This window comes from Hymenobacter chitinivorans DSM 11115 (genome assembly GCF_002797555.1).
Lineage (GTDB): Bacteria > Bacteroidota > Bacteroidia > Cytophagales > Hymenobacteraceae > Hymenobacter > Hymenobacter chitinivorans.
The window spans coordinates 373,066-399,781 of sequence record NZ_PGFA01000002.1 but is presented as its reverse complement, the minus strand read 5'-3'; the positions used below and the strand labels follow the sequence as shown (position 1 = coordinate 399,781).

22 protein-coding genes are annotated in these 26,716 nt (G+C 60.7%); 4 read left to right on the top strand and 18 right to left on the bottom strand.

Features of this window, described 5'->3' with window-relative positions; all coding sequences use genetic code 11:
- Window positions 1–30: 30 nt before the first annotated feature.
- Entirely contained in the window at window positions 31–594 is a 564-nt protein-coding gene (locus CLV45_RS15340; protein WP_100337339.1) for an RNA polymerase sigma factor, read from the bottom strand.
- A 276-nt stretch (window positions 595–870) separates the two neighbouring features.
- On the opposite strand from CLV45_RS15340, the gene CLV45_RS15335 reads away from it, so the two are divergent.
- Window positions 871–1,437, top strand: a complete 567-nt coding sequence (locus CLV45_RS15335; RefSeq protein ID WP_100337338.1) for a hypothetical protein — start codon at window positions 871–873, stop codon at window positions 1,435–1,437.
- A gap of 144 nt (window positions 1,438–1,581) precedes the next feature.
- Window positions 1,582–2,433, top strand: coding sequence for a ThuA domain-containing protein (locus tag CLV45_RS15330; RefSeq protein WP_100337337.1), 852 nt, complete (start codon window positions 1,582–1,584; stop codon window positions 2,431–2,433).
- Between the two features lie 94 nt (window positions 2,434–2,527).
- Here the strand turns inward: CLV45_RS15330 and amaB are convergent, their stop codons facing one another.
- The gene (gene amaB, locus CLV45_RS15325; RefSeq protein WP_100337336.1) at window positions 2,528–4,123 is read right to left on the bottom strand and encodes an L-piperidine-6-carboxylate dehydrogenase; all 1,596 of its coding nucleotides are present in this window, start codon (window positions 4,121–4,123) and stop codon (window positions 2,528–2,530) included.
- A gap of 207 nt (window positions 4,124–4,330) precedes the next feature.
- Between amaB and CLV45_RS15320 the strand changes: the two genes are divergently transcribed.
- A complete protein-coding gene (locus CLV45_RS15320) occupies window positions 4,331–5,806 on the top strand; it encodes an RCC1 domain-containing protein (protein ID WP_100337335.1) in 1,476 nt (491 codons plus the stop codon).
- Window positions 5,807–6,030: 224 nt separating this feature from the next.
- Here CLV45_RS15320 and CLV45_RS15315 read toward each other — a convergent pair whose 3' ends face one another.
- The 16 genes from CLV45_RS15315 to CLV45_RS15245 form a co-directional block, all read right to left on the bottom strand.
- Entirely contained in the window at window positions 6,031–6,753 is a 723-nt protein-coding gene (locus CLV45_RS15315; RefSeq protein WP_100337334.1) for a hypothetical protein, read from the bottom strand.
- Window positions 6,754–7,128: 375 nt separating this feature from the next.
- On the bottom strand, window positions 7,129–8,631 hold the full coding sequence (locus CLV45_RS15310; RefSeq protein WP_245882879.1) for a Do family serine endopeptidase: 1,503 nt from the start codon (window positions 8,629–8,631) through the stop codon (window positions 7,129–7,131).
- A gap of 201 nt (window positions 8,632–8,832) precedes the next feature.
- Window positions 8,833–9,276: an Hsp20/alpha crystallin family protein gene (locus CLV45_RS15305; RefSeq protein ID WP_100337333.1), complete on the bottom strand. Its 444-nt coding sequence runs from the start codon at window positions 9,274–9,276 to the stop codon at window positions 8,833–8,835.
- 256 nt (window positions 9,277–9,532) lie between these two features.
- Window positions 9,533–10,351: a hypothetical protein gene (locus tag CLV45_RS15300; RefSeq protein ID WP_100337332.1), complete on the bottom strand. Its 819-nt coding sequence runs from the start codon at window positions 10,349–10,351 to the stop codon at window positions 9,533–9,535.
- Window positions 10,352–10,399: 48 nt separating this feature from the next.
- Window positions 10,400–11,599, bottom strand: coding sequence for a M20 metallopeptidase family protein (locus CLV45_RS15295; protein WP_100337331.1), 1,200 nt, complete (start codon window positions 11,597–11,599; stop codon window positions 10,400–10,402).
- 186 nt (window positions 11,600–11,785) lie between these two features.
- Window positions 11,786–12,340 (bottom strand): sporulation protein, encoded by a 555-nt coding sequence (locus CLV45_RS15290; RefSeq protein WP_157807545.1) that lies wholly within the window; start codon window positions 12,338–12,340, stop codon window positions 11,786–11,788.
- The gene (gene deoC / locus CLV45_RS15285) at window positions 12,321–13,001 is read right to left on the bottom strand and encodes a deoxyribose-phosphate aldolase (protein WP_100337329.1); all 681 of its coding nucleotides are present in this window, start codon (window positions 12,999–13,001) and stop codon (window positions 12,321–12,323) included. The genes CLV45_RS15290 and deoC overlap by 20 nt, the downstream gene beginning before the upstream one ends.
- Before the next feature lie 155 nt (window positions 13,002–13,156).
- Window positions 13,157–14,869 carry a T9SS type A sorting domain-containing protein gene (locus CLV45_RS15280; RefSeq protein ID WP_100337328.1) on the bottom strand — a complete coding sequence of 571 codons (1,713 nt, stop codon included), beginning with the start codon at window positions 14,867–14,869 and terminating at the stop codon, window positions 13,157–13,159.
- Window positions 14,870–14,991: 122 nt separating this feature from the next.
- On the bottom strand, window positions 14,992–18,393 hold the full coding sequence (gene secA, locus CLV45_RS15275) for a preprotein translocase subunit SecA (protein WP_100337667.1): 3,402 nt from the start codon (window positions 18,391–18,393) through the stop codon (window positions 14,992–14,994).
- Window positions 18,394–18,598: 205 nt separating this feature from the next.
- Window positions 18,599–19,531: an SDR family oxidoreductase gene (locus CLV45_RS25375; protein ID WP_245882878.1), complete on the bottom strand. Its 933-nt coding sequence runs from the start codon at window positions 19,529–19,531 to the stop codon at window positions 18,599–18,601.
- Window positions 19,532–19,534: 3 nt separating this feature from the next.
- Complete coding sequence (locus CLV45_RS25370) at window positions 19,535–20,845, bottom strand: family 1 glycosylhydrolase (protein ID WP_245882899.1); 1,311 nt, start codon at window positions 20,843–20,845, stop codon at window positions 19,535–19,537.
- Between the two features lie 199 nt (window positions 20,846–21,044).
- Complete coding sequence (gene glf / locus CLV45_RS15265) at window positions 21,045–22,217, bottom strand: UDP-galactopyranose mutase (RefSeq protein WP_100337327.1); 1,173 nt, start codon at window positions 22,215–22,217, stop codon at window positions 21,045–21,047.
- 91 nt (window positions 22,218–22,308) lie between these two features.
- The gene (locus CLV45_RS15260; RefSeq protein ID WP_245882877.1) at window positions 22,309–23,385 is read right to left on the bottom strand and encodes a glycosyltransferase family 1 protein; all 1,077 of its coding nucleotides are present in this window, start codon (window positions 23,383–23,385) and stop codon (window positions 22,309–22,311) included.
- A 336-nt stretch (window positions 23,386–23,721) separates the two neighbouring features.
- Window positions 23,722–24,255 (bottom strand): GNAT family N-acetyltransferase, encoded by a 534-nt coding sequence (locus tag CLV45_RS15255; protein WP_100337325.1) that lies wholly within the window; start codon window positions 24,253–24,255, stop codon window positions 23,722–23,724.
- A 72-nt stretch (window positions 24,256–24,327) separates the two neighbouring features.
- Window positions 24,328–25,125, bottom strand: a complete 798-nt coding sequence (gene dapF, locus CLV45_RS15250) for a diaminopimelate epimerase (RefSeq protein WP_100337666.1) — start codon at window positions 25,123–25,125, stop codon at window positions 24,328–24,330.
- Between the two features lie 53 nt (window positions 25,126–25,178).
- On the bottom strand, window positions 25,179–25,673 hold the full coding sequence (locus CLV45_RS15245) for a DinB family protein (protein WP_100337324.1): 495 nt from the start codon (window positions 25,671–25,673) through the stop codon (window positions 25,179–25,181).
- Between the two features lie 136 nt (window positions 25,674–25,809).
- Between CLV45_RS15245 and CLV45_RS15240 the strand changes: the two genes are divergently transcribed.
- The gene (locus CLV45_RS15240; protein WP_100337323.1) at window positions 25,810–26,691 is read left to right on the top strand and encodes a class I SAM-dependent methyltransferase; all 882 of its coding nucleotides are present in this window, start codon (window positions 25,810–25,812) and stop codon (window positions 26,689–26,691) included.
- Window positions 26,692–26,716 lie beyond the last annotated feature (25 nt).

The window sequence follows — 26,716 nt, the reverse complement described above, 5'->3', positions numbered from 1 at the left end:
GGTGGCTACTGTAGTTGATTCGTTGTGTGGTTAAAGACCGTGCTGCCGGGCCAGCTCCAACAGCTTTTTACGCGCCCGGCTGTATTGCGACTTGGAAGTAGACTCGGTGATATTCAGGATACCGGCAATTTCGGCGTGGTCGTAGCCTTCGAGCAGGTAGAGTGAGAGCACCACGCGGTAGCCGTCGGGTAGCTCCTGCACGCAGCGCCGCACCACGTCGGCGCGCCAGCCCAGCTCCTCGCTGTCGTACTCGCCGCTCTCGGTTTCGGTCCCCACCGAGTCGTGCTGGTCGGCCAGGGGCACCAGCTGCAGACGCCGGTTGCGCAGGCAGTTGATGCTTTTGTTGATGACGATGCGCTTGAGCCAGGAGCCGAACGAGGAGTCGCCCTTGTAGCTGTGCAGCTCGCGGAAGGCGCTCAGAAACGACTCCTGCAGCACGTCCTCGGCCTCGGCATAGTCGCCGGTGATGCGCAGCGAGGCGTTGAACATCGCCTTAGCGTAGCGCTTGTAGATTTCGGCCTGGGCCCGCCGGTCGCCCAGGCGGCAGCGCTCCACCAGCGGGGCGTTGATGTCAGTGTACGCAAATGCCTCCATATGCTGTTCGGTTGGCGGAAGGGTAGAATCAGAAGGATCGTAAATATCCACCTTTCCGGGCTAAGCTGCTAGTGATGACGGGTAAGCAGATGAAAGACAAGCCCAAGGCCAAGAAGTTGCACGTTGCGGCCAACATTCCGGCTCCGGCGCCCCCGGCCCAACACGCCGGCACCGTCTGCCAGTTCAGATTATTTCCCCGGTGCTTCCCGTGGTGCTACATTCGGGCGGGCGCTTTATCTTGAGGCGTTTTCTTAGAAGCTCCTTTTCCACTGCTTTATGCCCCGTTTTTATTCTTCTATTGGCCTGAGCCTGGCGCTGAGTGCTACCCTTCTGGCGGCCTGCAGCAAGGTCGAGTTTGGCCCGGCCGGGGGCATCACCGAGAAAAACAGCAAGAACGAGCCCGTGGGCCACGTCGACGAGTCGGACTGGGTGCTGGAGGCCGACTGGAGCAAGCAGGAGCGGGAGCTGTTCAAGGACCTGGCCGTGAAGCTGGATGGCACCACCTCGGCCTACGTGACCAATCTGCGCTTCGGCTTCTACCCCAACCCGGTGGTAAACGCTGCCACCTTCGGCTACGATTTCGACGTGCTCTACGGCGACGGGTTTCGCACGCAAACCGCCTACGTCATCGTCGACAAGAAATTCAAGGTGCTGCAGTCGGGCCGGATTTCTTCCCGCGACACCCAGCTCAATCCTCAGACCGGCCTGGATGGCTTCAGCATCTACTTTAAGAACGACCAGTTCAAGAAAGGAGAAACCTACCGCATGTACTACGTCGTTTACGAGCCCGACAAGCTGGCCTTCATGGGCAAAGGCCACGGCGACATCGAAATGGCCAAGTAAGCCGGCAACTCCGGGCCCCGGCTTACCCCTTGGGCAAACCGCGGGCTGAGGGTAACTTCCACTCGTTGCCGACGCTACACCGCCCGATCGGCTGCGGGGTCGGCGGCAATGGTCGTTCTTGCCGCCGCTTCTTATCCTGCTGCTATGCTTGTACTACTCCGTCTCTGGCTGCTGGGCTTCGGCCTGCTGGGCCTGCCTTGCGTCGGGCCGGCCGCCGCGCCGCCGCCCCCGCCCCGCTTCCGGGTTATTGCCTTCTACACGGCCAAGCACGATTTGGCCCATATCAGCTTTGTGCGGGAAGCCAACCAATGGTTTCCCCAGGCCGCCGCCCAGCACGGCTTCGCCTACGACACGACCAGCAACTGGGACAACCTCAACGCGGCCTTTCTGGCCCGCTACCAGGTGGTCGTGTTCCTGGACACCCGGCCCGAGAAGCCCACCCAGCGCGCCGCCTTTGAGCAGTACATGGCGCAGGGCGGGGCCTGGCTGGGCTTTCATTTCGCGGCCTTCGCCCTCACCCCCTCGGCCTACTCCCAGAACTGGGACTGGTACCACCGGCAGCTGCTGGGCGCCGACCAGTACGCCGGCAACACCTGGCGGCCCACGGCGGCCACGCTGCGCGTGGAAGCGCCCCGGCACCCGACCACCCGCCGCCTGCCCGCGACTTTCCGCTCGGCCCCCAACGAGTGGTACAAGTGGACCGCCGATTTGCGCCGCAACCCCGACATCGAGATTCTGCTGGCCGTTGATTCGGTGAGCTTCCCGCTGGGCACCGGCCCCAAGCCCCACGAAATCTGGCGCAGCGGCTACTACCCCGTGGCCTGGACCAACCGCAAGTACCGGATGCTCTACCTGAACATGGGCCACAACGACATGGACTACGAAGGCGGCACCAACCAAACTCTATCTTCCACCTTTGGCAGCGCGGCCCAGAGCCAGTTCATCCTCGACGGCCTGCTCTGGCTGGGCCGCGGCAAAAAGCCCCGGGGCCGCTGAGCCGGCCTGGCCCGGCCCATAGCATCGGCCCCGTACGCAACAAGGCCCGCCCGGATTGTCCGGGCGGGCCTTGTTTATGGGCTTTGCCCCAACCTTACACGTCGAACTTGATGCCCTGGGCCAGCGGAAGCTGGTCGGAGTAGTTGATGGTGTTGGTCTGGCGGCGCATGTAGATCTTCCAGGCGTCGGAGCCGGACTCCCGGCCCCCGCCGGTTTCCTTTTCGCCCCCGAAAGCCCCGCCGATTTCGGCTCCCGACGTGCCAATGTTTACGTTGGCAATGCCGCAGTCGGAGCCGGTGGCGGCCAGGAAGGCTTCGGCCTCGCGCATGTTCAGGGTGAAGATGCTCGAGGACAGGCCCTGCTTCACGCCGTTCTGCAACTCGATGGCCTCATCCACCCCGCCCGAGTATTTAATCAGGTAGAGGATGGGCGCGAAGGTTTCTTCCTGCACGGTGTGGTACTCGTTCTTGGCCTCCACCAGCGCCGGCTGCACGTAGGTGCCCGTGGCGTAGTCGGCGCCTTCCAGCACCTTACCGCCGGTGAGCAGCGTGCCGCCTTCGGCCTGCACGGCCGCCAAAGCCTTGGTAAATCCTTCCACGGCCTGCTGGTCGATGAGCGGGCCCACGAGGTTGCCTTCCTGCAGGGGGTTGCCGATGGGCAGCTTGGGGTAAATGCTCAGCAGGCGGCTCTTCACGTCCTCATAAATCGAGTCGTGGATGATGAGGCGGCGGGTGGTGGTGCACCGCTGCCCGGCCGTGCCCACCGCGCCGAAGACTACGGCCCGCATGGCCATGTCCAGGTCGGCGTGCTGGGTCAGGATGATGGCGTTATTGCCCCCGAGTTCGAGCAACGCCCGGCCCAGGCGGGCCCCCACTACTTCGCCTACTTTCTTACCCATGCGGGTGCTGCCCGTAGCCGATACCAGCGGTACGCGGGGGTCGGCGGCCATGGCGGCACCTACTTCGGGCCCGCCGATGATGACGTTGAAGATGCCCTCGGGCAGCTCATTCTCCGTCAGCACGTCCTTGATGATGTGCTGCACGGCCACCGCTACCAGCGGGGTTTTCTCCGAGGGCTTCCAGATGCTCACGTCGCCGCAGACGGCGGCCAGCATGGCGTTCCAGCTCCACACGGCCACCGGGAAGTTGAAGGCCGAGATGATGCCGATGATGCCCAGCGGGTGGTACTGCTCGTACATGCGGTGGGCGGGCCGCTCCGAGTGCATGGTCAGGCCGTGGAGCTGGCGCGAGAGGCCCACGGCAAAGTCGCAGATGTCAATCATTTCCTGCACTTCGCCCAGGCCTTCCTGCAGGATCTTGCCCATCTCGTAGCTTACCAGCTTGCCCAGGGGCTCCTTGTAGTCGCGCAGCTTATTGCCGATCTGGCGCACAATCTCGCCCCGCTTCGGGGCCGGCACCAGGCGCCAGGTTTTGAACGCCTCCTGGGCCGTGCGCACCACCGTGTCGTAGTCGGCTTCGGTGGCCATGGCCACGGCGGCAATCTTGCGGCCGTCGGTGGGCGAGCTGATGGTTTTGAGGTTCTGGCCGGCCCCGCCCCACTGCAAACCGGTGCTGTAGGCGGCATTTTCGGCGGCTACGCCCAGCTCGCGCAGTACTTGCTGGATGTTATGGGGGTCGTGCTCCTGCACGTCGGTGCCGGTGGCGGTGGCTTCTTCGAGGGCTAGTTTCATATCAAGGAAAGGTTGGATGGGAGTTCTATCGGAGGTGGAAGGGTAGCGGGTGTAAAGCTAGCAAATCGGCGCGGGCTTCTACTGCCCCGGCGGGGGCCGGTCCGGGGCAGCTCCCGTAGCGACAGTTCGGCGGTGGGGCCCTATCTTCCGCCCTACTTTCACTGCCGAGCGGTGGCATTCCGGTTTCTTCTACCTCTATCTTCTTACATGAAGCACAAGTACTTTCTCCGAGGCTGCCTGGTGTGGTGCCTGGCCCTGCGGGCGGGCTCCGGCATGGCCCAAACCCCGACTACCTCGCCCTTTGTCGCGGTGGATGGCTCCGTTGCCACGTACTACACGATGGCCTTGCGCGCTGATGGCTCCTTGTGGTCGTGGGGTATCAACCGGGACGGGCAGTTAGGGTATCCGACCACCACGGAGATTAGCCCAACGCCCCAGGAGGTCAAAATTCTGGCCGCCACCGGGCCCCGCACCGTGTGGACGCAGGTCACGGCCGGGGCCAACACGGCCTTTGCGCTCCGTTCCGACGGCTCGCTCTGGGCCTGGGGCACCAACTACGGCCGGTATGGCAACGGCAATCAAACCTCGCCGGGCGGCACCTCCCCCACCGCCATACCGCACCCGGCCACGGCCGCGGCCGGCACCGTCTGGACGCAGGTGGAGGCCGGCAGCGTCCACACCCTGGCCTCGCGCTCCGATAACACGTTGTGGGCCTGGGGCTCCAACTCCTCCGGGGCCCTCGGCGACGGCAGCGGCCTCTCCCAGAGCGCCCCCATACTGATTCCAACGCCAACGGGAGCCGCCCCGGGCACCCGCTGGACGCAGCTGAGCTGCGGGTCGAGCTATAGCATGGCCTTGCGCTCCGACGGCACGCTGTGGGGCTGGGGCGAGAATTACTTCGGGGCCCTGGGTGTATCTACCAACCAAAACAGCTTCACCCCCGTGCCCATTACGCAGATACCCGCGCCGGCCGGTGCCGCGGCGGGCACCACCTGGACGCGGGTCGTGGCCGGCAACGACCACACGCTGGCCATGCGCTCCGACGGCAGCCTGTGGGTGTGGGGCAATAGCGGGAGCACCAACCTGGCCATGCAGCGCGTAGCTGTGCCCGCTACCGCCCCGGCCTCGGCCCAGTGGGTTGATTTCGCGGCGGGCTACATCTTCTCGGGCGCCCTGCTCTCGGATGGCACGCTCTGGACCTGGGGCAGCAATCTGGATGGGCAGCTGGGCCTGAATTCCACCACCTTTCAGAGCACCCCGCGCCAGGAATTTACCCGCTCCCGCTGGACGAAGGTGACCATGGGCTCTAGCTTTACGCTGGCCCTTGATCCGCAGGGCTTGGTGTATGGCAGTGGTTACAATGTGCAGGGCTCTCTGGGCGACGGCACGACCATCAACCGCCTCACCTTCAAGCCCAGCCTGGCTCCGGTGCTGGCCGCCACGGCGCCCCGCCTCCTACTCGCGCCCCAGCCCACCCCCAACCCCGCCCACGACTACCTCACGCTGCCCGATGTGGCTCCTACCGCCACCCTGCGCCTGCACGACACGCAGGGCCGCCTCATGCGCGAGGCCCGGCCCGTAGCGGGTACAGTAGACGTACGTGGCCTGGCCCCGGGCCTCTACCTGCTCACAGTGCAGGAGCCCGGCCACACCTCCCGCGCCGCCCGGGTGGTGCTGGAATAGCCGGTTAGGACCTTGACAGGCATCCTTCTTTGGAGAAGGGCCCTTGTCAAGGCCTTTGGTATCGCTCTTCTTCGAAGAAGGATGCCTGCCAACGCCTCAGGAGGCATCCTTCTTTGAAGAAGAGTGGCTACCAACGCCTCAGGAGGCGTCCTTCTTTGAAGAAGGGGAGCTAAAAAGCTCTTGGGAGCGGCACTTCTCCGGAGAAGTGCCGCTCCCAAGAGCTTTTATAGGTCGGCGGTAGCCTCGGCAGATGCCTTGGGCGAGGCAGGCTTCTTTTTCGGTTTGATATTCCGGTTGGGCAGCCTGTCGTAGGCGAAGTAGGTACGGGCCTGTTTGGGGGCGGCGCGGTGCACGTACAGGGCCGCGCAATGCACCTGCCACAGGGCCTCGGCCAGCGCCTGGAAGCCGGGAGCCAGGGAGGCAATGGTATCCAGCAGGGCCTTGTCGCTCTGGTTGCCCAGGGTAGTAGCCTCGGTGTAGGCCTCGAGCAGCCGCTGGGCAGTAGCTCCCGCGGCCTGGATACTCTCCTGCTTGTGCTGCGTGAGGGCTTCCGCATAGGCCGCGTAGCGCGTCAGCCGCATGGCTTTGGCGGCCTGGGTCAAGCCCCCGAGCTTGTGGGGGTAAAAGGTGGCTTCCTCGCTGGCGTGTTCCAGCAGGTAGGGCTGAATGAGCCGGGTATCGGTGACTTTCACGTGCTTGATGAAATCCGTGGCGGCTTCTTCCTCGGTTCGGGTGCCGGTCTGGCTTTGCCCGCTGCTGCTGGTACGCCCGCTCACGCCCTTGCTGAAAGCGGTGTAGGCCGCGCGCAGGGCCGGGTGCTGGGCCGTAAGCAGCGGGTCGAGACCGGGCTTTTCCAGGGCCTCCACGGTAAACTTGGCGAATTCGGCCAGCACCTCACGGGAGGCCTGTAGCTTGAGAAAATGGTTGTCGTAACGCTCCGCGTACATGGGTAAGGGGATAAAAGGATAGAAAAAAAGGATGAGCGGCGGCCCGGATACAGCGGTGTAGCGCGGCGGGCGGCCAAGCGGATAAACTCAGAATAGCAAAGCATTGCAATAGCAGCAGGTAAGGTGCTGATTCGGAAGCACAACTGCAAATGAGTGCAGCAGAAGGCTATCGGGGATTACAAACCGTCATGCTGAGCGCAGCCGAAGCATCTCTACCGCAGCAGTAATCAATCCGCATTGCAACGAAGCGGTAGAGATGCTTCGACTCCGCGTTGCTGCGCTCAGCATGACGGTTTTTGCCTAGCCAACAGCCCACAAAAAAGCCCCGCCAGACACCTGGCGGGGCTTTTTACTGGATGCTAAGTCCTTGGCAGCTTATTCAGCCTGACCAATGGGGTAGTAGGCTTTGCGGCCGTCGGGGTAGACGCCTTCGACCAGGGCGCCCTGGTTCTCCTTGGCGGCTTCGAGTAGCTGCTGCACGTCCTGGGGCTTGGTCACCTTGTTCTTGTCGATGCGGGTGATGATGAAGCCCTCGTCGATGCCGGTTTCCTTGAAGTTGGAACCCTTCACGCCGCTGATCTTGGCGCCGCCCTCGATGCCGAGCTTGTTCATTTCCTGCTTGCTGACCGGGGCCAGCGTGGCGCCTTCGTACTTGATGGACTTGGCCACCTCCTCGCGGATGATGTCGGTCGTGCCGGTCGAGTTACGCAGGGTCGCGGTTACAACTTTGTTGTCGTTGCCGCGCAGCAGCGCCACCTTGATTTTGTCGCCGGGGCGGAAGCGGGCCACCTGCTCCTGCAGCTGCGAGGACGTGTTGACCTTCACCCCGTTGATTTCGGTGATGATGTCGCCTTCCTTGATGCCGGCATCGGCGGCGGCGCTGTTCTTGCTCATGCCCATTACGTACACGCCGTTCAGGGTCGCCAGCTTCTTCTCCGAGGCCAGCGTAGCGTCCACCTCCCGGATGTTGACGCCGAGCAGGGCGCGCTGCACCACTTTATACTTGAGCAAGTCGTCGATTACCTTGCTTACAATGGAGCTGGGCACGGCAAACGAGTAGCCCTCGAAAGCACCCGAGCGCGAGGCAATGGCCGAGTTGATACCGATCAGGTCACCGTTGAGGTTGACCAGGGCCCCGCCCGAGTTGCCGGGGTTTACCACGGCGTCGGTTTGCAGGAACGACTCAATACCCATGTTGTCCTCGCGGCGCAGGATGTTGATGTTGCGGCCCTTGGCCGAGATAATGCCGGCCGTCACGGTTGAGTTCAGGTTGAAGGGGTTGCCCACGGCCAGTACCCACTCCCCTACTTTCACGTTGTCGGAGTTGCCGTAGCGGATAAAGGGCAGGCTGGTGGCATCCACCTTGAGCAGGGCCAGGTCGGTGTTGGGGTCAGCGCCCACCAGCTCGGCTTTGTACTTGCGCTTGTCGTCGAGCACGACTTCAATCTTGTCGGCCTTATCAATTACGTGGTTATTGGTCACGATGTAGCCATTGGCCGCGATGATAACGCCCGAGCCCGAACCCACCGAGGGGCCCGCCTGGGGCGAATGGTACTGGTCGTAATCATCCCCGAAGAACTGGCGCAGGAAGGGGTCCATGCGCTGGGCACCGCCGCTGCTGGCCTTGGGGGCATACTCGGTCATGACGTGTACCACGGCGGGCGTCACGGTGGAAGCCGCCGCTACGAAGTTCAGACCTTCGGGCACGACGTAGTCGCTTTTGCGCAACTCGCTCGTGTACCGCACATTGGGGTCAGCCGCCACTACCTGATTGGCGTTGGTACGCTCAGGCTCCAGCAGCTTATACCCACCCACGGCCACACCGCCACCAAGAATGGCAGAACCGAGCAGGCCGAGCATCATTTGTTTTGCTTGCATGGGTAATAAAAAGATGGGTTTAGAAAAAAGACGATTGAATCTAGAAGAAGAAAATGAGGCCCGAATGAACGGCTCGGCCTTCTAACGCAGAAGATGCACAGGCTAGTACGGGAGTTGCATCAGGCTTCTTTTTAGGTACAACACCCGCGCCAACAAAAAAGACACCACGCCGGGTGTCTTTTTTGCAGACGCTACGGGCGCTTACTGAATCTCGATATGATGTTTCGTCACCTTCTTGCTGTCAAAGGGCAGCTTCACGCGCAGAACACCATCGGTGAGCTGGGCCTCAATAGCGGTTACGTCGACCGTGTCGGGCAGGCGGAACGACCGGGTGAAGGACCCATAGGCCATTTCCATGCGGCGGAACTTCGGTCCGTTTTCCTCGGCTACCGGGGCTTTGCGCTCCCCGCTAATTACGAGATTCCCGTCCTGAAAGTCAATCTTGACGTCTTCTTTCACCACGCCGGGCAAGGCCAGGTGCAGTTCAAAGCCCTGCTCCGACTCGAGGATGTCGGCCAGGGGCACGAAGCTCTGCGTGGGCTCGGCCACAGCGGGCAGCGTGTCGCGCAGTAAGTCGTTCAGAACTTTATTGAAGGCGCGGGCGGGCCGCAGAGCAGGCTGGTTGTTATACAAGATAGTTGCCATGGTTAGTAAGAACTAGAGTTGTGGAAGTCAGAGGTTGCTAGTACCACTATCGGTACACCCCTACTCTATAAATTCTGTACCAGCCGAAATACAACCTTATAATAATGACAAAAAGTCTTACTTAGAAAGCATAAGAAATAACCAATATTAGCGTATTAAGTGAATTTATTACGCTTGAAGCTTGCAAGACGCATAAATTCACTTAATCACACAATGCCATTTTGACAACAATACCACGCAACTACGGCAGCCTACGCTAGTATTGAGTCGGGAGCTGGGGCAGCGTGGCCGGGGTAGCCCCGGAGAAGGTCAGGCGCAGATCGAGGCCCAGCTGAGGAGTGCGCAGGTTGGTGCGGCCCCCGCCCACTTGCTGGCCGTGCAGGTCAAACTGGGGCAGGGCGTTAATGTACTGTACCTGGGAGCTTACCCAGGGCGTAACGTCGAAGCGGGGTGAGAAACGCACGCCCACCTCGGCCCGCAGGTTACTGAAGTCCACGACCCGCTCCTGAGCTTCGGTGTCGTCGCGCTGCAGGCGCAGGTAGGCGGCGGCCTCGTAGGCCAGCCGGGGGCGCAAACTCAGCTTCTCACTTAGCGCAAAGCTCCGCTCCACGTCCAGGCGCAGGCGGCCCAGGCCCCGGTCCTTGAAGTCACTGCCCAGGTTCTGTCGGATGGTTACGCCGTACTCGGCCCCGAGGCGCTGCCCGAAGGTAAACTTGCCCAAGGCGCTGCGGTGGCGCAGCAGCAGGCCCGGCGTTACGGTGCCAGACTGGCCCAGAAAGTCGCCCCGACCCTCGTCCCGGCTGCGCAGCATCCGCAGCGTGGCGCCCCCGCTCCACCGCTCGTTCCAGAAATGCTCGTAGCCGGCCCGCAGCTGTCCGCCCAGGAAAGTGTCGCCCCCGCCGTTCGTCTGAACCAGGCGGTTGAAACCCAGCCGCAGGGAATTATTGCCCAGCAGCAGCTCGGCCTGCACCTCGGGCACCAGCAGCAGGTCGCGGGTCACGCGCCGCTGGGCCTGGGCGGCCGTGGCGCCCCCAACAAGACTGGTGAGCAGCAGAAAGCGAGAAATGAGGCGCATGGGAAGGTGAAAAGCGGGATGAAGGAAACGTAATAAGGCGGCCCCCGGCTACTGGGCCAGCTCCTGCAGGGTCAGCCAGGCCATCAGGCCGGGGCCTATTTCCAGGGCTTTGGGGTCAATGTCGAACGTGGGCGTGTGCACCGACGAGGCGTTGCGGCCGTCTTCGCTGCGGGTGCCCAGGCGGTAAAAGCAGGCGTCGGCCACCTGGGAGTAGTAGGCAAAGTCTTCGGCGGCCATCCACTGATCCAGCTCCACTACGTTTTCCGGGCCCAGGTAGGCTTCGGCGGCGGCCCGGGTGCGGGCCGTCAGGGCGGGCTCGTTTTCCAGGTAGGGGTAGCCGTAGCGGATTTCCAGCTCGGCCGTGGCCCCCATCGACTCAGCCAGACCTTCTACGAGCTTGCGCAGGTGGCCGTGGGCCTCGCGCCGCCACTCCTCGTTGAGCGTCCGGAACGTGCCTTCAATGTAGACCTCGTTGGGAATAACGTTGGTGGCCCCGTTGGCAATGACCTTTCCGAACGACAGTACCGAGGGCAGCTTGGGGCTGGCCCGGCGGCTCACGATTTGCTGGGCTGCCACGATGATGTGGGCGGCTACCAGCACGGGGTCCAGGTTCTGCTCGGGCATGGCGCCGTGCCCACCCTTGCCGCGCACGGTCAGGTAGAGCTCATCGGTGCTGGCCATGTAGCGGCCGGGGCGCAGGCCCACTTTGCCGGCGGGCAGCATCGGGAATACGTGCTGGCCCAAGACGCTGGCCGGCGCGGGGTTTTCCAGCACGCCTTCCTTAATCATGAGGGAAGCGCCGCCGGGCAGCAGCTCCTCGCCAGGCTGAAAAATCAGTTTTACGGTGCCCTCAAACTCGTCGCGCAGCTGGCTCAGGATGCGGGCCGCCCCAAGTAGGGAGGCCGTGTGCACGTCGTGGCCGCAGGCGTGCATCACGCCCGGGTTGGTCGACTTGTAAGGTACTTCGTTCTGTTCCTGAATCGGTAAGGCGTCCATGTCGGCGCGCAGAGCCACGGTGCGGGCGGCGGGGTTGCGGCCTTCGATGAGGGCTACCACGCCGGTATTAGCCAGGGGCTGGGGCTGCAACCCCATTTCCCGCAGCTGAGCCGTAACGTAGGCGGCAGTATTAACTTCGGCAAAGGACAGCTCTGGGTGGGCGTGCAGGTGCTGGCGCACGGCGTTGGTGGCCGCGGCAGCGTCGGCGGCCAGGGACTTTACTTTCTGAAGCACGGATTCGGCGGAAGACATAGGCGCACGGCTTGAGGAGACGGAACGAAATGGGGCCACCCGGGCAGGTGGACCGTTCGCAAAAGTACACCCTGAAAACAGGTTGGCAACGCACCGCCTTAATTAGCCGGGCATGAACAACACCGGCGGACCTCCCCACGCAGGGAAGTCCGCCGGGAGCTGCGGCCAACTCAATAACCGATGGGCTTAGAACACCGATTTGTTGAGCACCACCTGGGCGGGCTGCAATTCCGCTTTGGGGGCAATGGGCCGAATGCGCAGCATGGCCTGCTCGGCCTCCAGGCGGGTCAGATAGTCTCCCACCCAGAGGCGAAACACGGGCTGCTTGAAGGTGATGTAGTCGGTTTCCTCGGGGTAGCGGCTGATAATGGCGCGCCGGGTGGCCATGGCCTGCTCCCGCTCCAGCCCCACGTAAGCCAGGATACGGTACCCCTGAGCATACTTTACGTTCTGGTTGGTGTAGGCCTGGTCGCGCAGGCGCTGCTCAATCTGAGGGTTGACGTGGGCCGTGGGCGTGACGGCCGTGCGGCTGACCGGGGCGGCGGGCAGCCCGGTGGTTTTGGGCGCCGTGAATACCGGCCGGTAGCGGCTCAAATCTTCCGGGGCGGTTTGGGCAGTGGCGGGTTTACGAGTGGTATCGGGAGCGGCAGCGGCGCCAGGGCGGGCCGGCGCAGAGGCCGCGCAGGCCGCCAACGACAGAAAAGAGGAAAGCAGGAGCACGTTACGAACTAGGTGTGTCATTTTCTTCCAGCAAAGCTAGGCTATTCGAGGAACCCAGCCGGTCGGCACCAGCCATTACCAGGGCCAGAGCCGCCGTGCGGGTCCGGATGCCGCCGGCCGCCTTGATACGCATGTGGGCCGGCAAGTGGCGACGCATCAGCGCAATATCTTCCACCGAAGCGCCCCGGCTGGCAAAGCCGGTGGAGGTCTTCACGAAGTCAGCCCCGGCTGATTCGCAGAGCTGGCAGGCCGTAATGATTTCCTCGGGTGTGAGCAGGGCCGTTTCGATGATGACCTTCAGAATAGCCTTCTTCACGTGGCAGAGCTCGGCCAGTTGCCCGATTTCGTCCTGCACCTCCGTCAGCCGGCCCGACTTAAACGCGGCCACGTTAATCACCATGTCGATTTCGGTGGCGCCGTCGGCCAGGGCCTGGTGGGTTTCGAAAAACTTGACCTTGGTAATCTGGTAGCCCAGCGGGAAGCCCACCACGGTACAGACTGGTACGCCGGAGCCCTGGAGCTGCTCGGCGGCAAAGCGTACGTAGCAGGGCGGCACGCACACGGAGGCAAACCGGGCCTGGGCGGCTTCCTGGCAGAGCTGGGTTATCTGGGCTTCCGTGGCATCGGGCCGCAGCAGGGTGTGGTCGATGCGGGCGGCTAAGTCAGTAAAGGTTTGGTTCATAGAACGGGGTGGGAGGTAAAACAAAGAGTGGCAGGCAGCTTCCTGACGAGCCGCCTGCCACTTAATACTACTCATTTTCCGGCAAGCCGGCGGTTGGGAGCTGGTACGAAGGCCGGGACACGAGGCGGCCGGCCCGGCACAAAGATAATGCCGCCCTACTCGACGACTACGCGGGCCGCGCGCAGCGGCTGGCCGGGCGTAGCGGCTTGCAACAGGTAAAGCCCCGGCGTCACGTTATGAAGCGGCAGCGTGGAACCGGCTTGCATGCGCACCGTGCGGCCTAGCTGGTCTATTAGCGTTAGGAGGGTCACCGGCGTGGCCAGCGGCACTTGTACAGTAGTATGAGCGGGGTTTGGGTAAAAGTCGAGTGGTAGCTGCGTGGCAGTGGGCCGGACGGCAGTAGCTAGGCTGATGGGCAGCGTGGCTAGGTAGCTGGCATAAATTGACGGACTGGAAACGCTCAAAGTGCCGAACGTAGCAGAGTAGTTGAATTTGCCGCTGGTGTACAGATTTGTGCCTTGCTTCACCAAGCCCGCCAGCTGCACAGACCCCGACCCTGTCGCCGATTGGGCCCATTGAAAATACCCGGCGTTACCCGTATCGGTAAGTTTGGCTACGAATACATCGAAGTTGTACGAGCGGGTATTGGTGAGCGTAGTACTGCCAAAGCTGGCTGCCAGCGTAAATCCGCCTCCAACATACATATCGGAGCCCTGCACCAGAAAGCGCGTTACATAAGTGTCACCACTGCCTCCGGCCCGTTGCACCCAGGCAAAGTCAGCGCTATTGCCGTTGTCGGTAAGGCGGGTGATAAAGCCATCTTTTCTATTGTCAAGACTCGTTATGGTGGTGCTGCCAAAGCGGGCAGTGCCAACAAAACTTCCGCCAACGTACACGTTGGTGCCACTTACCGCTAGCGGGGCACTAAAGCTACTGTATTCCGAACCGCCCATTTGTCGTACCCAAGCAAAATTGGGCGCTCCAGCCACCTCTGTCAGTTTGGCCACGAAGACATTGTAATTGCTGGTACTGGTCAGACTACTCGGACCAAAGTCGGCAACTCCGGCGAAGTCGCCGGTCAGGTACAGGCCGGCAGCAGTAACGGCTAATTTGCCGCCGTAGTCGATGCCGGTGCCGCCCATGCGCTGGGCCCAGACAAAGCTGGCACTCGGCCCCCCATCCAGCATTTTCACAACATGGATATCCGTGCTGCCCGCACTAGTCAACGTGGTGTTGCCGAAGGAGATGGTATTACGAAAAGCGCCCGTCAGGTACACGGCCGGCCCCTTTACTGCCAGTCCGCTCACATAGCCCCCCCCCGGATTACCAATAGGCTGAAGCCACGTAAAGCTGGCCGTGCTTCCGGCATCCGTAAGCTTGACCAAATAACCGAGTTGCATGTTCGTAACCGCCGGGTCGGTCATGGTTAAGGTACCGAAGTTGGCCGTGCCGGTCACATCCCCGGTCATGTAGATATTGCTCCCCTCTACAACTAATTCCGTCGCGCCGTCGGTTAGGCTACCGCCGGCTTGCTGCGCCCAGACGAAAGCATTACGCGTAGTACTCCATTTAGCCACGAAAATGTCGCTCTCACCAGCACTGGTCAGAGTCGTCGGGCCGAAACTGACGGTTCCGGTCAGCATTCCGGCAATGAAGATGTTCCCGCTGGCGTCGGCCGCCGTTGTTCTTACTTCTATTGAGTTTCCGTTGTATACCGGATTGGGATTGCCACCCCGCGTCTGCCCAAGCTCTATAGCCGTTTGCCAAGCGGGGGCCTGGGCCTGCCCCGACAAGGAGCCCAGCAGTAAGAAAAGAGCTACCAGGAGTTTGTTCCGAAACTGGTAGGTGAATGAGAATATGTGTAGCATACCGTTGCAAATAGGATGGCAGGATAAAGGAGACCGGAATATAGCGCCGTAAAATCAGAAATGGCCGGCAGCTTCCGAGGAAACTACCGGCCATATTCTGTTGGTACAAAGCGCCGACTTACTTAGTCAACCAGCACGCACCGCTCGTTGAGCAGGTCGTCTTCCACGCTCTTGTACTTCACGTCGCGCACGATGCGGCCGTCCATGTACTGCACGCTTACCTTGTCGTTGCGGTTGGCTACTTTCTGGCTGCGCACGGGCACCTGCTTTTCGGCTACGGGCACGTCGGCGGGGCCCATATCTTCGGGGCCGGCGCCAAGCGACACCGAAGACGTTTCCTTCTGGGCCTTGAGCTTGGGCGCGGGGGCCGGGGCGGGCAGCTCGTCTTCCACGAAGTACTCTACCTCGTCGGTGTGGCCGGCTTCCTGGTTCATGGGGATGTCGGCCTTGAAGAGGAAGGATACGGTTTCCTCGTTCACCTTGCCAATCATTTGCTTGAAGAGCTCAAACGACTCGAACTTGTAGACCAACAGCGGGTCTTTCTGCTCGTACACGGCGTTTTGCACCACCTGCTTCAGGTCGTCCATAGCGCGCAGGTGCTTGGTCCAGGCCTCGTCGATGATGGCCAGCACCACTACTTTCTCCATGCCGCGAATGGCCTCGTGGCCGCCGTTCTGCTGGGCTTTGCGCAGGTTAGCCACCGCCGTTACTTGCTTGCGGCCATCGGTGAAGGGAATGGCAATGTTCTCGTAGGGGGCGTTGTTGGCCAGCAGGTCGTTCACCAGCGGCAGGGTGTTGCCGGCAATGTGCTCGTTCTTGCTGTGGTAGTAGCCCATAGCCTCGTCGTAGAGCTTCTGGACCAGGGCCGGTACCTGCATCGAGCCAAATACCTGCGGGGTAATGTAGGTATCGTAGCCAAAGACGCGGATGATGGCCAGCTTGAAGTCCTCGTAGTCGCCGGTCACCTTGTGGCCCGTTACGATGTCCTCGCAGACGTCGTAAATCATGTTCCAGATATCCAGCTCCAGCCGCTCGCCGAACAGGGCGTTGCGGCGGCGCTTGTAGACTACCTCGCGCTGGGCGTTCATCACGTCGTCGTACTCGAGCAGGCGCTTCCGGGTGCCGAAGTTGTTTTCCTCCACTTTCTTCTGAGCCCGCTCAATGCTGCTCGTAATCATGGAGTGCTGAATGACCTCGCCTTCCTCCAGACCCATGCGGTCCATGAGCTTGGCAATCCGGTCGGAGCCGAAGAGGCGCATCAGGTTGTCTTCCAACGACACGAAGAACTGCGAGGAGCCCGGGTCGCCCTGGCGGCCGGCGCGGCCCCGCAGCTGCCGGTCCACGCGGCGGGACTCGTGGCGCTCGGTACCGATGATGGCCAAGCCCCCCGACTCCTTCGAGGTTTCGCGCAGCTTGATGTCGGTACCCCGACCGGCCATGTTGGTGGCAATGGTTACGGTGCCGGGGTAACCGGCGGCGGCTACAATCTCAGCTTCGCGCTGGTTTTGCTTGGCGTTCAAGACCTGGTGGGGAATGCTGCGCAGCTTGAGCATGCGGCTTACCAGCTCCGAAATTTCTACCGACGTCGTACCCACCAGTACCGGCCGGCCGGCTTTCACCAGCGTCTGGATTTCCTCGGCTACGGCGTTGTACTTCTCGCGCACGGTCTTGTAAACCTTGTCGTGCTCGTCTTTGCGCTGAATGCCGCGGTTGGTCGGAATCACCACCACGTCCAGCTTGTAGATTTCCCAGAATTCGCCGGCTTCCGTTTCGGCCGTACCCGTCATGCCCGAAAGCTTGTGGTACATGCGGAAGTAGTTCTGCAGGGTCACCGTGGCGTAGGTCTGCGTAGCATCTTCCACGCGCACGTTTTCCTTGGCCTCAATAGCCTGGTGCAGGCCGTCGGAGTAGCGGCGACCTTCCATCACGCGGCCGGTCTGCTCATCCACGATTTTCACCTTGCCGTCTTCGGTCAGGATGTACTGGTCGTCGCGCTCAAACAGGGTGTAGGCCTTCAGCAGCTGGTTCACGGTGTGCACCCGCTCCGACTTCTCGTTGTAGTCGGCCATGAGCTGCTCCTTCTGGTGCAGCTTGTCCTCGTTGTTGATGGCCTTGTTGTTCTCGATGGCCGCAATTTCCATCCCGATGTCGGGCATGATAAACAGGTGCGGATCCTCGCCCTGGGCCGTAATCAGGTCGATACCTTTTTCGGTCAGCTCAATTTGGTTGTTCTTCTCGTCGATGGTGAAGAACAGGGGCATGTCGGCTTCGGGCATCATGCGGGAGTTGTCCTGCAGGAAGTGGTTTTCCACCTTTTGCAGCACGGCCCGCACGCCGGTTTCCGACAGGAACTTAATCAGGGGCTTGCTCTTGGGCAGACCGCGGTAGGCGCGGAACAGCATCAGGCCGCCCTCCCCTTCTTTCACGCCGTCCTTGCCTTCCTTGATGAGCTTGCGGGCCTGCACCAGGTAGTCCTGCACCAGCTTGCGCTGAGCATCGACCAGCATCTGAATGCGGGGCTTGAGCTGGTAGAACTCGTGCACGTCGCCGCGGGGCACGGGGCCCGAGATGATGAGCGGGGTCCGGGCGTCGTCAATCAGCACCGAGTCCACTTCGTCGACCATGGCGTAGTGGTGCTTGCGCTGCACCAGCTCGCTGGTTTCGCGGGCCATGTTGTCGCGCAGGTAGTCGAAGCCGAATTCGTTGTTGGTACCGTAGGTGATGTCGGCGGCGTAGGCCTTGCGGCGGGCATCGGTGTTAGGCTGGTGCTTGTCGATGCAGTCCACGGTAATCTTGTGGAATTCGAACAAGGGCGCGTTCCACTCCGAGTCCCGCTTGGCCAGGTAGTCGTTCACCGTTACCACGTGCACGCCACGGCGGGCCAGGGCATTGAGGAACGAGGGCAACGTCGACACCAGGGTTTTACCTTCCCCGGTGGCCATTTCCGAAATCTTGCCCTGGTGCAGCGCCACGCCGCCAATGAGCTGCACGTCGTAGTGCACCATGTCCCAGGTGATTTCGGCGCCGGCCGCCAGCCACTTGTTGGCCCAAATAGCTTTGTCGCCCTGAATGGTGACGTTGCTTTTGCGGGCGGCAATTTCGCGGTCAAAGTCGGTGGCCGTAACCACGAGCTGACCATTTTCCTTATAACGGCGGGCCGTTTCTTTTACAATAGCAAAGGCGTTGGGCAGCACCTGCAACAGCACTACTTCCAGCTCTTTGTTGCGTTGCTTTTCCAGCGCGTCAATTTGGTCGAAAACCTGCTCCTTTTGCGTGATGTCCAGGTTTGGATCATCGGCAATGCGCTGGTGCAGGGCCCCAATCTGGTCATCAATCCCCTTCAGGTGCGCGTCGATACGGCTGCGCACGTCGTCGGTGTGCTGGCGGAGCTCATCATCGGATAGCTGTGCCAGTTTGGCATATTCGGCATTAACGAGTGCCACATACGGGATAATCTCCTTCAAGTCCCGGTCCGATTTGGTCCCGAAAATCTTGGCGACGGTCTTCCCAAAAAAATCAAACATGCTGCTAGTTTTTAACTGAAACGCCGGGGCGTACTCCAAATTTACGGCGTTTTTTGGGAATTCCCCGGCCATAGCGTCGCTCCGACCCATTAAACGACAAAACCCCGCCACCTCAAAGAGTGTGCGGGGTTTCTACGAAAGAAAAGATGTCAGGTATTTTGGGGTCGGCAGGGCGGTTTATGCTAAAAATGACGGCCTTCAGTGCTTACGAGGCCACGGCCATCGGCTCTTCCGGCGTAGTACGCAGCACGTGCAGCATTTCGTGCACGCAACCGTGCAGCCGGTGTTCCACGCTCGGCAACAAGTTGCCTTGCTTGCTGCCCAGCACACTGTACACGGGGCGGGCGGCGGGCAAGCCGAACGTGCGCATGGATTTTGGCACCACGAAGGACGTATCCATCCCGCCCATATCGGCGGCTAGGCGGGCCAGATCAGCCCAGGTGAAAGAGCCCTGGTTGGCCAAATGCCACACCCCGCATTCCTCGTCGATGAGCAGGTCCAGGGACACGTTTACCAGGTCGGGCACGTAGGTGGGCGAGATGAGTACGTCGTCGGCGGCTTCGAAGGCCTGCTTCTGGTGGCCGGCCTTGAGGGCGTGATACACGAAGTTATAGTCATCCCAGGGGCCAAAAAAGGCGCTGGTGCGCACCACCAGGGCTTTGGACATGCAGTGCAGCACGTCCTTTTCGGCTAGGCGCTTGCTATTGCCATACACGTTCAGCGGCCGGGGCAGGTCACTTTCCACGTAAGCCGCCGACTTATTTCCATCAAAGACCAGGTCCGAGGAAAAGGTCAGGAAGGGAATGTCGCGGTAGGCGCAGGCGGCGGCTAGAATGGCCGGACCAGTGGTATTTTCACGGTAGCAGCGGGCAAAGTCGGTTTCGGCTTCGTCCACTTTCACGTAGCCGGCGGTATTGACCACGGCCCAGGGGTTGTACTGAGTCAGAACCCGCTCCACGGACTGCGGGTCGGTAATGTCGAGTTCTTTGCGGCCCAGTGCCACGGTTTCGATGCCACGAATGGCGCAGATGCGTTGAAAAGCCCGGCCCAGCGTACCATTGGCCCCGGTGATGAGCAGGGGCTGGACGGGTGGCTGAACAGGCCCCGGGTTCAGCTCATTTAAATCAAGAATTTTCATAGCTTAGGTGGTAGATTGGGAGGTGGGACTGAGGTGGTGGTAGAGGAAACGGTCATCCCGTTCCCACCAACCTTTGCCCTGGAGCAGAGGATGGTTATAGTGGCCCTCGGTGGCCAGGCCTTTGACCATTTTGAACAGCGCGGTTGGACGGGGCTTGCCGCCGCGCATATCAAATACGCCACTTTCGTAAAAGGCTCCCTCTTGGGTCAGCAGCGTATTCCAGTCGTAGGCCCCCAGCAAGGACCAAATGGTAATGGCGCGCATATCGACGCCTTCTTCTTTGAGCTGATTGGCAGCATCCCAGGCGTACTGCACCCAGCGCATCTGCTCCTCACGGGTGCAGTCGAGGTGTACTTCGGTAACGGCAACGGGGATGCGGTAACGGTTCCAGGCTTCGAGCAGCAGGTCGTGCAGGCCGGCTGTTTGCACCAGGCGCACGCGCACGGCTTCCACATCGGCGTAGTCGACGCGGGCTTCGCTCTGGCAGAGGTGGTGGGCGGGGAAATAGTGGTGGTTTTCGTCCAGGAACCGCTCACTGGTCACATAGTGGTTGATACCCAAAATATCGGGCGGGCAGGGCTTTTTCACCAGGTCGAGCAATTCCCGCTCGGAAGCGCCATGCTGGCGCAGGTAATTCCACAAAGGATGCTGCTGATCCAGCTTGCCGCACAATAAATCGTAGGTCAGCCAGCGGCGGTTATTCTCAAACTCGGCTTGGTCGACGAGCTTGGGCGTGCAGTGAGTTTTGCCCAGGTCCTCGGTTTGCACCAGCAGCGCATCGGGGGTTACTTCCCGAATGGCCTGCATAGCCGCCCGGGTGCCCTTGATGTGGTTGAGCTGGATGCGGACGAAGGTTTTGTCGTCGAGGGCATGGGGGTACCAGATGCCGTAGAGGCCGCTGAAGCGGGCCGTCGTCAGGGGCTCGTTGACGGGCGTGTAGTGCTTGATCCAGGGGTAACGCTCGGCTACCATGCGGGCAAAGCGGGCCAGCAGCGGCACGAAGTTCTTCTTATTGAGCGCCGTATAGCGCGGGCCGCTGCCGTGGTGCAGCAGCGTAATAATCGGGTCGATGCCCAGTTCCCGCAGCCGGGCCATGCGCTCATCGGCCCAGGTCCAGTCGGGGTTGTCGAGGCTTTCGGGGGCCACCTGCTCCCACAGAATTGGGTAGCGCAGCTTGCGGATGCCCAGTTCGGCAAAGGCATCCAGGTCTTCAAGGCGGGTGCGGTGTCCACTACTCACGAGCTGGTCGGTATAGCCGTTGCCAACCCGCCGAATAGTGCACTCTACCCCGCCCCATACTTCTACTTTCTCCATCACAGTTATCGGTTCGTGGTAGGATACCGGCCTAACGTATAGTGTTCAGGTAAGGCCGGCTGAAAACAGGACTGTCATCCTGCGCGGCCTTACAGTCTAGTTTTTCGCCCTGATTCAAGCTCAGAAAGCGGAAAAAGTACTGCTTGCCGCGCAGGATGACAGTTCACCTGCGGCCGACTTGCGTCGGTGTAATTACTCGTTATTCTTTGGCCGGGTCACGCGGCACCAGCTTCTCCATAATGGAAGCCGAACCGGTAATCGTGGGTTTCTCGGCCACTTTCTCTTTGTCGGTGAGCTTCTTGTACAAGGTCAGCGCCTGGGCCACTACCTGGTCCATGTTGTAGTACTTATACGTTGCCAAGCGGCCTACGAAGTGCACGTTGGGCGTTTCGTCGGCCAGCTTCTTGTACTTGTTGTACAGTTCGGCGTTTTCGAGGCGCGGAATGGGGTAGTAAGGGTCCCCTTCGGCTTTGGGGTACTCGTACACCACGCTGGTCTTGGGGTGCTGCTGGCCGGTGAGGGCCTTGAACTCCGTAATGCGGGTGTAGAGGTGCTCGTTGGGGTAGTTCACCACCGGCGCGGCCAGGAACTTCTCGGTGTTCAGCGTTTCGTGCTTGAACTCGAGCGAGCGGTAGGGCAGCTTGCCGAACTTGAAGTCGAAATACTCGTCTACTGGGCCAGTGAAGATGATTTCCTTGAAGGGAATGAAGTCGACCACGTCGTGGTAGTCGGTGTTGAGCATGATGCTGATGTTGGGGTGGTCCAGCATCCGCTCAAACATGCGGGTGTAGCCGTGCAGCGGCATGGCCTGGTAGGTATCAGTGAAATACCGGTCGTCGCGGTTGGTGCGGGTGGGCACGCGGCTCGTCACCGACTTATCCAATTCCGAAGGGTCCATACCCCACTGCTTGCGGGTGTAGTTGCGGAAGAACTTTTCGTACAGCTCGCGGCCTACTTTGCTTACTACCACGTCTTCCGAGGTCTTAATCACCGGAATCTGCTCGGCCAACGACTCCAGGAACTGCTCCACTTCGAAGCTGTTCAGCGAGAGGCCGTAGAGCTTGTTGATGGTGTCCAGGTTAATAGGCATTGGCACCATCTGCCCGTCTACCGAAGCCAGCACGCGGTGCTCGTAGGGGCGCCAATCGGTGAAATTGGAAAGGTATTCGAATACTTCCTTAGAGTTAGTGTGGAAGATGTGCGGACCGTATTTGTGGACCAGAATACCTTCTTCGTTGTAATGGTCGTAGGCATTGCCGGCAATGTGATTGCGCTTATCCAGGATAAGCACTTTCTTATTTGAGCGAGTGGCCAGCCGCTCGGCTAGCACGCTGCCGGCAAATCCGGCTCCAACGATGAGATAGTCAAACATAGTGCTGGGTGTCTTGGTGGCTGAAATGTGCGGTTACGGAAAGGATAGCTGAAGGCAATACGGAGGATGGGGCTTCGCTGTTCGGTCGAGCTTACTGTTTGTGTTTCAGCTTGTCCTGCATGAGCTCCACCATGCGCTGCCAGGTCAGGTCCCAGGAAATGGTGGCCAGATAATCGTCGGTGCGCTTGCGCCAGTCGGCGTCTTTGGTCTGCACCAGAGCTTTGGCAATAGCTTGGCCGAACTCGTCGGCGGTGGCGGCAATCTGAACCAGGTTCAGGTCGCCGTAGGGCCGTACTACGTCACGAATCGGAGTACTCACCACTGGTTTACCGGCCGCGAGATATTCGGGCGTCTTGGTGGGTGAGATAAACTTCGTGCTTTCGTTATCGGCGAAGAGCAACGTTGCTACATCCCAACCACATAAATATGCCGGGAGTTCCTTGTACTCTTTACCGCCGAGGTAGTGAATGTTGGCGAAGCGGGGCAGTATTGCGGGGTCAATCTTGACTACGGGGCCAATAATGACGAATTGCCACTCGGGATGGGCTTCGGCTAATTGACCCAATAATTCAATATCGAGGCGCTCATCTACCACGCCGAAGAAGCCGATGCGGGGGTGGGCAATGCCGGCCTGATCGGCGGGTTCGGGCAGCGCGGTGCGGGCCTGACCGAAGTGGTCCTTATCGATGCTGCTCGGGAAAGAGTGGGCATCGTGGTGCTGCAGGCTTTTGGCTTCGTAAAGGCTGTGGCCGCCGGTGTACACCAAATCGGCTTTTTTGAACAGCTCCTGCTCCAGTTCGCGCAGCTTGGGCGGGGCAAACTTGAAGGCTGCCAGCTCGTCCATGCAGTCGTATACGGTAAGTACGGGCTGGAAATGGCGCGATTTACTGAGCGCCATCGGGGTATAGTACCAAAAAACGTACTGATTTATATTATTCTCGGAAAAGTACTGAGTTAGCAGCTTAGCCTGGAACTGGTCATTTTCTTCTTCCGAAAAGCCAACTGGCAAGTGCGCAACCAGCACTTTAACGCCGTTTTGCCGGTCCTTCACCTCGAAGTGGGCAAATTCGGGGGCCGTTTGGTCGTGGTGGAAAAAGGGCTCCTCCACGTAGAATACGCGGCCGTGCTGGGCAAAGCGCGACAACAAATGCTGGGGACGCTGCCACACAAAATCCCAATACAGGTGCGCAAAACACACAAAATCGGGCAGAGTATAGGCGAAATCAGAACTGGCAGATGCTGCTTTAGAGGCAGAAGCGGAGGTGGCAGAAGTGGACACGGAAGCGCGTGGTGGAGCCTCCGCTGGAGTAGATAGCGGCATATCAAAGAAGCTGGAAAGGTAGATTCGCCGCAGAAAAAGTGGTCAACACAGTTCCGATTCCCGCGACACTCCCTTTTACGCGGGAGCTTCGAAAAAGGATACAGTCGGCGCCGGGTGGACCTAATCACCAAATAATCCAAGCTCGACCGTATCCTTTTCTGATAATTCCTCTTAAAAGCTAACTTATTCGCTATCAGTAGATTTTTTATCCAATATATATTGAAACTCCACGGCGTCCTGCCAAAAAAAATCTTTGCGCAACCACTCTTTCCGCACCCCTACCTGGCAAAAGCCACCCTGCTCAAACAGCCGCAGGCTGGCCGTATTGTCGGCTGCCACGGTACAATACAATTGGTGCAGGCGCAGCGTATGGCGGGCATAGCCTAATAAAAGTTCTAAAGCAGCCTGCGCATAGCCCTGCTGCCGCGCTGATGCTATTATTGTAATACCAATGCCAGCCCGTAAGTGCAAAGGCTCGAAATTAAATAAGTCCAATGTCCCAACTGCCTGGCTGTCGGCGCAGATAACCAGGCGTAGCTGCCGTACCTCGTAAAAGTCGGCGGTGGCGTGCTGCAGGTACTGGCGCAGGGCAAAGCGCGACACAGGTGCCAGCGTATCGGACACGCCCCAGATGCTAGGGTCGTTTTCCAGGGCGAACAGGAAGTCGAGGTCCGACTCTTCCAGGGCTCGCAAAGTCACCGTTCCGCGCTGCAACATTGATTTGATATAAAAAAAGGCACCCCGGCCCGCCTTGACAATGCGCGGCCGAGGTGCCGGAATTAGCTGAAACTATACCGCAATGGTGCCGCCGAATACGCGCAGGGCCGGGCCGCTGAGGTAGACGTTGGTAAAGGAGCCGTCGGGTTTGGCATCGAAGGTCACGTGCAGGTCGCCGCCGCGGGTGCGCAGGTGCACCGGGCTGCTGGCCCCGCGCCGGGAAGCGGCCAGGGCCACGGCCGTAACACCGGTACCGCAGGACATGGTTTCGTCTTCCACGCCCCGCTCGTAGGTGCGTACCTGCCAGGGCTGGTCGGCGGCCACGGGCGTTTCCACGAAGTTGACGTTGGTGCCTTTGTCGCGGAACTGCTCACTGTAGCGAATGGCGCGGCCCTCGGCAAACACGTTCAAATCGACCAGGGAGCTGGTAGGCATGAAGCGGATGAGGTGGGGTGAGCCGGTGTCGAGGAAAATGCCCTGGCCTTCCACTTCCTGCTGCCCGTGCACGTCCTGCATTCGCAGGTGCACGAGGCCGGCGGCGTCCACGTGGGCCTCGTGGGGGCCGTCGGCGGCCAGAAACCGGGTTTTGTCCTGAATCACGCCCAGGTGCTTGGCAAAAGCCACGGTGCAGCGGCCGCCGTTGCCGCACATGGAGCCCACGAAACCGTCGGCGTTGAAGTACACCATTTCGAAGTCGTACTCGGTGTGGTTGCGCAGCAAGATCAGGCCGTCGGCGCCGATGCCCAGGCGCCGGTCGCAGAGGTGGCGCACGAGGCGGTTGTTGTGCTCGTCGAACTGCTGGGCGCGGTCGTCGAGCATCACGAAGTCGTTGCCGGTGCCCTGGTATTTGTGGAAGGTAAGCGGGGTCATGGTCATAATAGGTGCAAAGATGGCAGGAATCGGCGGGGTTGGGGAGCGGGATTTTACAGGCTTAGGGCTTTGCGCAGCAGGGCAATCTGGCCGGCGTGGTACAGGTTGTGCTGGGCCAGGCCGTGCAGCAACACATAAACCGAGTGGGCCGGGCCGGGTTCCACGTCGGGCTCCTCTCCTACCGGCATTTCCAGGTCCGACTCGGCCAGGGAAGCTACCAGCTCCAGCAACTGCGCATGCGCTGCCTGCAGTTCCCGCCGGGTTGCTTCCCACAGCTCCTCATCCAGCACGGTGGGCTGAGCGGGCCAGTCCTGCGCCGGCGTCACGGGTGTTACCCGCCGGCTTTCGACGCGCTGTTGCACCGTTTGAATCCAGGTTGTGAGGTGCAGCACGATTTCCCAGATGCTGTGGGCCTGCACGATGGGGCGGGCCGCGGCCTGGCTGGCCGTCAGGTGCTGCAGGGTAGCCAGCAGCGAAGGGCCCGACCATGCGTTGCCGTCGAAGGCGCGGGTGAGCTGGTCGTACATGCGGGAGGTTTCACTCTTCATGGGTAAGGTGCTAACAGTTTCGGCCGCGGCTCGGTTGAGTTGACTTCAATATAGGGCGCCGGTGGCCAACTACCACCTTTCCACTCGGATGCCCTACCTTTGACGGGCCGCAGCGCGGCATTTTTAGCGCACTTGTATGTATTCTTTTCTGACCACCGGCAACTGGCCTGACTACGAGCTTATCGACTCGGGCAACTTCGAAAAGCTCGAACGATTTGGCAAGCACGTGCTGGCCCGCCCCGAGCCCCAGGCCATCTGGGACCCGCACCTGCCCGCCAGCGAATGGCAGCGCGCCAATGCTACGTTTACCCGCGAAAAAGGCAGCCAGGAGAAAGGCCAGTGGAAAATCAAGCCCGGCACGCCCGAGCAGTGGATTATCAACTACGGGCAGGACGGGCTCAAGCTGCGGTTCCGACTGGGCATGTCCTCGTTCAAGCACGTGGGTTTGTTTCCGGAGCAGGACCCCAACTGGCAGTTTATCTACCAGCAGACCAAGCAGCGCAAAGCCGCCGTGCCGCGGGTGCTGAACTTGTTTGCCTACACCGGGGCCGCCACGCTGGCCGCCCGCGCCGCCGGGGCCGACGTGACCCACCTCGACTCGGTAAAGCAGGTCAACTTCTGGGCCCGCGACAATATGGAAGCCTCCAACCTCGACGGGGTGCGGTGGCTGGTGGAAGACGCCATGAAGTACGTGCAGCGGGAAGTAAAGCGCGGCAACAAGTACCAGGGCCTGATTCTGGACCCGCCCGCCTACGGCCGCGGCCCCAACGGCGAGAAGTGGCAGCTGGAAGATGAGCTCAACGAGATGCTCAAGCTCTGCCAGCAGCTACTCGACCCCGCCGACCATTTTTTCCTGATTAACCTGTATTCCCTGGGCTTCTCGGCCCTGATTCTGGACAACCTGGTGACGGAAATCTTCCCCAAAACGCACCAAACGCGCGAAATCGGGGAAATCTACCTGCACGACCGGGGCCAGCGCAAGCTGCCGCTGGGCACGTTTTGCCGGTTTGCCACCTGAGCCTTGGTTTTTTGTTGGTCGTTTG

Bases quoted from the DNA above. Each gene is read 5' to 3' on its own strand.
- CLV45_RS15340 (WP_100337339.1), bottom strand. From the start codon at position 594: ATGGAGGCATTTGCGTACACTGACATCAACGCCCCGCTGGTGGAGCGC.
- CLV45_RS15335 (WP_100337338.1), top strand. From the start codon at position 871: ATGCCCCGTTTTTATTCTTCTATTGGCCTGAGCCTGGCGCTGAGTGCT.
- CLV45_RS15330 (WP_100337337.1), top strand. From the start codon at position 1,582: ATGCTTGTACTACTCCGTCTCTGGCTGCTGGGCTTCGGCCTGCTGGGC.
- amaB (WP_100337336.1), bottom strand. From the start codon at position 4,123: ATGAAACTAGCCCTCGAAGAAGCCACCGCCACCGGCACCGACGTGCAG.
- CLV45_RS15320 (WP_100337335.1), top strand. From the start codon at position 4,331: ATGAAGCACAAGTACTTTCTCCGAGGCTGCCTGGTGTGGTGCCTGGCC.
- CLV45_RS15315 (WP_100337334.1), bottom strand. From the start codon at position 6,753: ATGTACGCGGAGCGTTACGACAACCATTTTCTCAAGCTACAGGCCTCC.
- CLV45_RS15310 (WP_245882879.1), bottom strand. From the start codon at position 8,631: ATGCAAGCAAAACAAATGATGCTCGGCCTGCTCGGTTCTGCCATTCTT.
- CLV45_RS15305 (WP_100337333.1), bottom strand. From the start codon at position 9,276: ATGGCAACTATCTTGTATAACAACCAGCCTGCTCTGCGGCCCGCCCGC.
- CLV45_RS15300 (WP_100337332.1), bottom strand. From the start codon at position 10,351: ATGCGCCTCATTTCTCGCTTTCTGCTGCTCACCAGTCTTGTTGGGGGC.
- CLV45_RS15295 (WP_100337331.1), bottom strand. From the start codon at position 11,599: ATGTCTTCCGCCGAATCCGTGCTTCAGAAAGTAAAGTCCCTGGCCGCC.
- CLV45_RS15290 (WP_157807545.1), bottom strand. From the start codon at position 12,340: ATGACACACCTAGTTCGTAACGTGCTCCTGCTTTCCTCTTTTCTGTCG.
- deoC (WP_100337329.1), bottom strand. From the start codon at position 13,001: ATGAACCAAACCTTTACTGACTTAGCCGCCCGCATCGACCACACCCTG.
- CLV45_RS15280 (WP_100337328.1), bottom strand. From the start codon at position 14,869: ATGCTACACATATTCTCATTCACCTACCAGTTTCGGAACAAACTCCTG.
- secA (WP_100337667.1), bottom strand. From the start codon at position 18,393: ATGTTTGATTTTTTTGGGAAGACCGTCGCCAAGATTTTCGGGACCAAA.
- CLV45_RS25375 (WP_245882878.1), bottom strand. From the start codon at position 19,531: ATGAAAATTCTTGATTTAAATGAGCTGAACCCGGGGCCTGTTCAGCCA.
- CLV45_RS25370 (WP_245882899.1), bottom strand. From the start codon at position 20,845: ATGGAGAAAGTAGAAGTATGGGGCGGGGTAGAGTGCACTATTCGGCGG.
- glf (WP_100337327.1), bottom strand. From the start codon at position 22,217: ATGTTTGACTATCTCATCGTTGGAGCCGGATTTGCCGGCAGCGTGCTA.
- CLV45_RS15255 (WP_100337325.1), bottom strand. From the start codon at position 24,255: ATGTTGCAGCGCGGAACGGTGACTTTGCGAGCCCTGGAAGAGTCGGAC.
- dapF (WP_100337666.1), bottom strand. From the start codon at position 25,125: ATGACCCCGCTTACCTTCCACAAATACCAGGGCACCGGCAACGACTTC.
- CLV45_RS15245 (WP_100337324.1), bottom strand. From the start codon at position 25,673: ATGAAGAGTGAAACCTCCCGCATGTACGACCAGCTCACCCGCGCCTTC.
- CLV45_RS15240 (WP_100337323.1), top strand. From the start codon at position 25,810: ATGTATTCTTTTCTGACCACCGGCAACTGGCCTGACTACGAGCTTATC.